The sequence below is a fragment of the Candidatus Nanosynsacchari sp. TM7_ANC_38.39_G1_1 genome (genome assembly GCF_004138385.1).
This window is the reverse complement of the sequence record NZ_PQNZ01000052.1, coordinates 1-5,573: the sequence shown is the minus strand read 5'-3', so window position 1 is coordinate 5,573 and position 5,573 is coordinate 1. Positions and strand designations below refer to the sequence as shown.

Here is a 5,573-nt window from a genome sequence, read left to right as displayed (position 1 = left end):
CATAGTACCTCCTATGTTCCAGGTATATCACAGGCGATGCTAGCACTCTTGCACTTCGAGTGCTAAAGCGTATAATAAACGCATATGAGTAAGCACGATTATTATGAAGTGTTAGGCGTGCCGAAAACCGCTTCCGAGGATGCGATAAAAAGGCGTTCCGTAAATTGGCGGTCAAATACCATCCGGACAAGCAGGGTGGCGACGAGGTAAAATTCAAAGAGATTAATGAAGCGCATGAGGTTTTGAAAGACAAGCAAAAACGCCAGCGCTACGACTAGTTCGGTCATGTTCTTAGTCTAGTATTCGCTGATGGTTATCATCGGCTTGGTGCTTGGCAGGCGGCTGATTACTATCTGGGGCGCTGTCGGCGTGACGCTAGCCTTAATCTATCTGTTGTCAGGCTATGCCTACGCGCTGGCTATTTTAGCCGGACTATCGATTATCACGGCAGTGGTGGTTGTGGTAGCCAAAGGACAGAGGAATAAGCAGAAAAAAGTTGCAAAGAAATAGAGCCCGACTCTGACAGTGAGGTAATAATCTATACACAGAGACGTTGTTGGTCAGGTTTGATGAGTAAGTATAAAGTCCGAAAAGGTAGCGTCTTTCTTTTAGATTAAAGTATATTTTCTAGCTTCAACAATTTAATTTTCTTTTCGATTCCGCTAGCATACCCCGTCAGTTTACCATTACTGCCGACAACCCGATGGCACGGTACGAAAATTGAAATTGGATTGCGCCCGACTGCTCCGCCGACGGCTCGTGCTGACATTTTGGCGATACCGCGTTTCTTGGCGATATTTTTAGCAATTTCTCCGTAGGTAGTGCGCTCGCCGTACGGTATGGTTTGCAGGATACACCAGACTTCCAACTGAAAAGGCGTTCCATCAAGCTGTATTGGCGGGATTTCTCCAGGATTTTTGCCAGCGAAATACACATCAAGCCAGCGCATTGCCTTAGTGAAAATCGGTAAATCAGAATTTGCGTTATTCTCGCCTAGCTCAGCGTCAAAATGTTTTTGCTTAGCGAACCACAGGCCAGTGATAGCGCTGCCGTTGCTTGCTATGGTAATTTCGTCCAGCGGCGATTGGTATTTACAAAAGAAATTACTCATAATAAACGTATTTTAACACAGTAACTCTGTCCGATATTGTATAATAAATATATGATATTAGAGGTGAGCTTGCAGACGGCGGATGATTTGATACAGTTTGGCGCGAAGCTTGGCGGCTTATTGCATGGCGGCGAGACGCTCGAACTTGTCGGCGATATTGGCGCTGGCAAAACTACACTGACCAAGGGATTGGCGCGCGGCTTGCAGATTGACGACGAGGTTCAGAGTCCGACGTTTACGATCAGCCGCAATTACGAGGCTGCGGACGGCTTGCGGTTGGCTCATTATGATTTTTACCGCTTACCAGATGCTGGTATTATGAAAATGGAACTTGATGAAGCGATTCACGATTCGCATACAATTACTGTGATTGAGTGGAGCGATGTAGTAAATAACGTATTGCCAACGGACGTATTACAGATCGTCATCCAGGTGCAGCCTGATGATAGTCGCAAGCTAACTTTGAAGAGCAGTGGTGAAAAATCTTATCGAATTGTGGAGAAATTGCGATGATTGTATTGTGGAATAGCGCTGAAATGACGGTGCAATTAACGCTAATTGATGGCGACAAACGAACCGACTACGAATGGGTGGCTGAACGCAATCTCGCGCGCGACATGCTAGCTTATTTGCGCGACCGCTTAGCAGAGAATGGGGCCAGTTTTGCTGATATTTCGGGCATTGGCGTATTTCGCGGTCCAGGGAGTTTCACTGGTTTGAGGATTGGTCTGGCAGTGTTGAATACGATAGCGCACGAACAACGTATTCCGATCGTTGGGGTTACCGGCGATGCTTGGCGTGAAGAATGCTTGGCTCGGCTGCAGAATGGCCGCAATGATGAAATAGTTCTGCCTGAATATGGCGCTGAGGCTCGCATCACCAAACCGCGTAAATAGTTGCTTATTTTGTTATAAACGCGGTACAATGGTAATGTCTACGAATGTGACATTGATAAGTTTAAATTTTGATAATTTTGCGGTTTTTTGACTTGACGTGTTGACTAATTACCGCGAAAGAAAGGAAAAATATGGTTGAGGGAATTATTGCCGCGATTGTTGGTATTATTGCTGGCGTGGGCGGTAAAGTGGTATATGATCGCCAACAAGAGACCAAGAGCAAAAATACGGCTGAACAGGTCATAGCGCAAGCTGAGCGCAAAGCTAGCGATATCGTACTCAAAGCTAAAGATGAAGCGCTGCGAATCGAGAAAGAGCGCCGCAAAGAGCTTCAAAAAACCGAGAATCGTCTGGCGGACCGCGAGGAGTCGCTTGACAAGAAACTTGACCAGCTTGACAAGCGTGGTGAAAAATTACGCAAGCAAGAAGACGAAGTTGAAGAATTGAAGAATGAGATCCGTGACATTCGTACGCGTCAGCAGGAAAAGCTTGAGAAAATTGCTGGCCTCAAGAAGAAAGATGCCGCTGATAAGTTGATGAAGATGACTGAACGCGACATCAAGGGTGATCTACTAAATCTGGTTGCCAAAATGCAGCAAGACGTTGAAGCTGACGCCGAGGAGCGGGCGCAAACTATCCTCGTCGAAACAATGGAACGTATGGCTAGCGAGGTAACTGCTGAGCGCACGGTCACCGCGGTTAAACTACCAGACGACGACATGAAGGGTCGGATTATCGGCAAAGAAGGCCGTAATATTCAAGCGATGCAACGTGTTACTGGCGTAGACTTCTTGGTTGATGACACGCCAGGCATGGTAGTTCTATCGAGCTTTGACCCAATTCGCCGCCAGGTAGCGCGTCTCGGTCTCGAGATGTTAATGAAAGACGGTCGTATTCACCCAGGGCGTATTGAAGAAGTCTTTGCGAAAGCTGAAAAGCAAATCGATAAGGAAACCCAGCGTGCTGGCGAAGATGCGGCGCGCGAAGTTGGCGTTACCGGTATCCCACGTGATTTGCTAAAACTGCTTGGCGAGCTGAAGTTTCGAACTAGCTATGGTCAAAATGTTCTTAAGCATTCGACCGAGATGGCGCATATGGCTGGTATGATTGCTAGCGAGATTGGCGCTGATGTCCGTACTTCTAAGATAGCGACGTTGTTGCATGATATGGGCAAGGCAGTTACTCACAAAATTGAAGGCAAACATCACCATATCGGTGCCGAGCTGGCTCGCAAGGCTGGTTTGAGCGAGGGTATCTGTCATGCGATTGAGGCTCATCACGACGACATTGAAGCGACTACGCCAGAGGCCATCGTCGTTCGTATTTGCGATGCGATCAGTGCCGCTCGGCCGGGTGCGCGTAATATCTCTGCTGAGAATTTCGCTGAGCGCATGCGTGATCTCGAAAATGTTGCGACTGGTTTCCAAGGAATCGAGAAAGCATACGCCATAAGCGCCGGCCGCGAGATTCGCGTGATTGTCACGCCAGAGAAAATCGACGACCTTAGCGCTATCAAGCTAGCACGCGACATCGCGACTAAGATTGAGTCAACTATGCAGTATCCTGGAACTATCAAGGTGAATGTTATCCGTGAAACGCGCGCGGTTGAGTTCGCCAAATAACTACCTTTTTATCTGCCTGCAATCTATAATCAAAATACTCTACCGTATGATAACTGGTAGAGTATTTTATTGTTCGACTTGACCGAGCAGTTTGCCTGTGATGACGATACGTCCGGCATCAGAGCCGCCAAGTTCACAACTGTATAGAGTTAGTTTTGCTTCTTGGGATGGAGCTTCGATTTCAGTCTGGTCTGGTTTGACATCAAATATTTTAGTGATTTCGTAAGCATAGCGAGCACCTTCGTAATCGACTACAATGTTATCGCCTAGTTTCATCTTATCAATGTTATAAAAAGGCGATTTCTCAACAGTACCCTGCGGTGTTGGCTGGATACTGAAGCGGTGGGCAGCAATAATGAAATTACCGCCATCTTTGGGGTTGCCATGGTTTGGCTGTCGCCATTCGGCACCGCGATCGAGTGCGGTGCGGCCTTTGTCGTAGTGAATATTGACGCCGATGCGCGGTATAACAATACGGTTCTCGCCGATTTTGGCTTTTGGCAGCGATTTAGCATCAATCGGCTTGGTGAAAATCAGAGGCGCTACCGACGGCGATAAGGTCAGCATCATAAAATACACGCCAGTGCTAATCAGGCATATCGCCACTGCAAAAATAGCATATGGACGGCGGTGCTTTTTTTGTTTGATCGAGAGCAACTAACCTCCTAAAACGATTATTCGTTAGTAGTATAACATAATTAGTTTGATATGAAAAACACCTCTTGACAAAGAAAAGGCGTTTTTCGCTTTGTTAGAAGTAAAACCTACAGTTTTATTTATTCGCTAAATGGCTGCGCTAGCGTCAATGATTGGTCAGCTTCGGCGATACGTAATAACTCGTTATATTTAGCGACGCGATCGGTTCGCGATAGCGATCCAGTTTTAATCTGGCCGCAGCCCAGACCAACAGCTAGGTGGCTGATTGTCGTGTCTTCGGTTTCGCCAGAGCGATGGCTCATGACGGTGCGCCAACCAGCATTTTGCGCCATTTTGACAGCTTGAATAGTTTCAGTGAGCGAGCCGATTTGATTTGGTTTAACTAGCAGCGCGTTGGCAGTTTGTTCAGCGATAGCCCGTTCAATCAGCGAGGTGTTCGTGACAAGCAAATCGTCGCCGACTAGCTGGATGTGGTCGCCGAGCCGTTCGCGCAGCAGCTTCCAGCCATCCCAATCATTTTCGGCTAGACCATCCTCGATTGAGACAATTGGAAATTCATTTGTCAAGGCTTCTAGCCAATCAACCATTTCGCTGCTTGATAGCGACTTGCCTTCGCATTTGAGCTCGTAGCGTCCTTCTTGATAGAATTCGCTTGACGCAGCATCCATTGCAAAGACAACGTCGCGGCCGAGTTCGTAGCCAGCGTTTTGAATAGCTTCGGACAATAAGGCCAGCGCTTCGCGATTGCCGTTGCGGACGCGCGGTGCGTAGCCGCCTTCATCGCCGACAGTAGTTGGATAATCATAATTTTTTAGTACTTTGGCTAGCGCATGAAAGATCTCGGTGCCCATTTTGAGTGTGTCTGCAAAAGTCTGCGCACCTTTACAAATGATCATAAATTCCTGAATATCGGTAGCGAAAGCTGCGTGAGCGCCGCCATTGAGCACGTTCATCATTGGTAATGGCAGGACAGGTGTGCTGTCGGTCATCTCTGCGACGTAGCGCCACAGCGGCTGATTCTTAGCGCTGGCGGCCGCTTTAGCGGCGGCTAGGCTGACGCTGAGAATGGCGTTAGCGCCAAGCTTGGACTTATTATCGGTACCGTCTAAATCGAGCATTATTTGGTCGAGAGCAGCTTGGTCGCTGGCATCGTGTCCGACTAGCGCTGGCGCAATGACTTCGTTAACATTACGGACTGCCTGGTAAACAGCCTTACCCGACCAGTCAATGCCACCGTCACGCAACTCAAGCGCTTCAGCCGAGCCAATGCTAGCGCCGCTCGGTACG

The 5,573-nt window shown here is 48.0% G+C and carries 7 protein-coding genes and 1 pseudogene; 5 read left to right on the top strand and 3 right to left on the bottom strand.

Going from position 1 to position 5,573, the window contains the following annotated elements; genetic code table 11:
• Positions 1 to 84 precede the first annotated feature (84 nt).
• Together G1ANC_RS03570 and G1ANC_RS03565 are read left to right on the top strand one after the other, a co-directional pair.
• A pseudogene (locus G1ANC_RS03570) lies at positions 85 to 275 on the top strand (DnaJ domain-containing protein); the annotation flags it as partial.
• A 34-nt stretch (positions 276 to 309) separates the two neighbouring features.
• Positions 310 to 510, top strand: a complete 201-nt coding sequence (locus tag G1ANC_RS03565) for a hypothetical protein (protein WP_129693631.1) — start codon at positions 310 to 312, stop codon at positions 508 to 510.
• A 103-nt stretch (positions 511 to 613) separates the two neighbouring features.
• Here G1ANC_RS03565 and G1ANC_RS03560 read toward each other — a convergent pair whose 3' ends face one another.
• Positions 614 to 1,111: a methylated-DNA--[protein]-cysteine S-methyltransferase gene (locus G1ANC_RS03560; RefSeq protein WP_129693630.1), complete on the bottom strand. Its 498-nt coding sequence runs from the start codon at positions 1,109 to 1,111 to the stop codon at positions 614 to 616.
• Positions 1,112 to 1,162: 51 nt separating this feature from the next.
• Between G1ANC_RS03560 and tsaE the strand changes: the two genes are divergently transcribed.
• From tsaE to rny, 3 genes are all read left to right on the top strand, one after another.
• Positions 1,163 to 1,624, top strand: a complete 462-nt coding sequence (tsaE, locus tag G1ANC_RS03555; protein ID WP_129693629.1) for a tRNA (adenosine(37)-N6)-threonylcarbamoyltransferase complex ATPase subunit type 1 TsaE — start codon at positions 1,163 to 1,165, stop codon at positions 1,622 to 1,624.
• Positions 1,621 to 2,007 carry a hypothetical protein gene (locus G1ANC_RS03550; protein ID WP_129693628.1) on the top strand — a complete coding sequence of 129 codons (387 nt, stop codon included), beginning with the start codon at positions 1,621 to 1,623 and terminating at the stop codon, positions 2,005 to 2,007. The genes tsaE and G1ANC_RS03550 overlap by 4 nt, the downstream gene beginning before the upstream one ends.
• 131 nt (positions 2,008 to 2,138) lie before the next feature.
• Positions 2,139 to 3,629 carry a ribonuclease Y gene (rny, locus tag G1ANC_RS03545; protein WP_129693627.1) on the top strand — a complete coding sequence of 497 codons (1,491 nt, stop codon included), beginning with the start codon at positions 2,139 to 2,141 and terminating at the stop codon, positions 3,627 to 3,629.
• Between the two features lie 66 nt (positions 3,630 to 3,695).
• Here the strand turns inward: rny and G1ANC_RS03540 are convergent, their stop codons facing one another.
• Together G1ANC_RS03540 and eno are read right to left on the bottom strand one after the other, a co-directional pair.
• Entirely contained in the window at positions 3,696 to 4,286 is a 591-nt protein-coding gene (locus G1ANC_RS03540; RefSeq protein ID WP_206660729.1) for a sortase, read from the bottom strand.
• 119 nt (positions 4,287 to 4,405) lie between these two features.
• The coding region (gene eno / locus G1ANC_RS03535) for a phosphopyruvate hydratase (RefSeq protein WP_129693626.1) at positions 4,406 to 5,573 on the bottom strand (1,168 nt) is incomplete at its 5' end.

Bases quoted from the DNA above. Each gene is read 5' to 3' on its own strand.
- tsaE (WP_129693629.1), top strand. From the start codon at position 1,163: ATGATATTAGAGGTGAGCTTGCAGACGGCGGATGATTTGATACAGTTT.
- rny (WP_129693627.1), top strand. From the start codon at position 2,139: ATGGTTGAGGGAATTATTGCCGCGATTGTTGGTATTATTGCTGGCGTG.
- G1ANC_RS03550 (WP_129693628.1), top strand. From the start codon at position 1,621: ATGATTGTATTGTGGAATAGCGCTGAAATGACGGTGCAATTAACGCTA.
- G1ANC_RS03560 (WP_129693630.1), bottom strand. From the start codon at position 1,111: ATGAGTAATTTCTTTTGTAAATACCAATCGCCGCTGGACGAAATTACC.
- G1ANC_RS03565 (WP_129693631.1), top strand. From the start codon at position 310: ATGGTTATCATCGGCTTGGTGCTTGGCAGGCGGCTGATTACTATCTGG.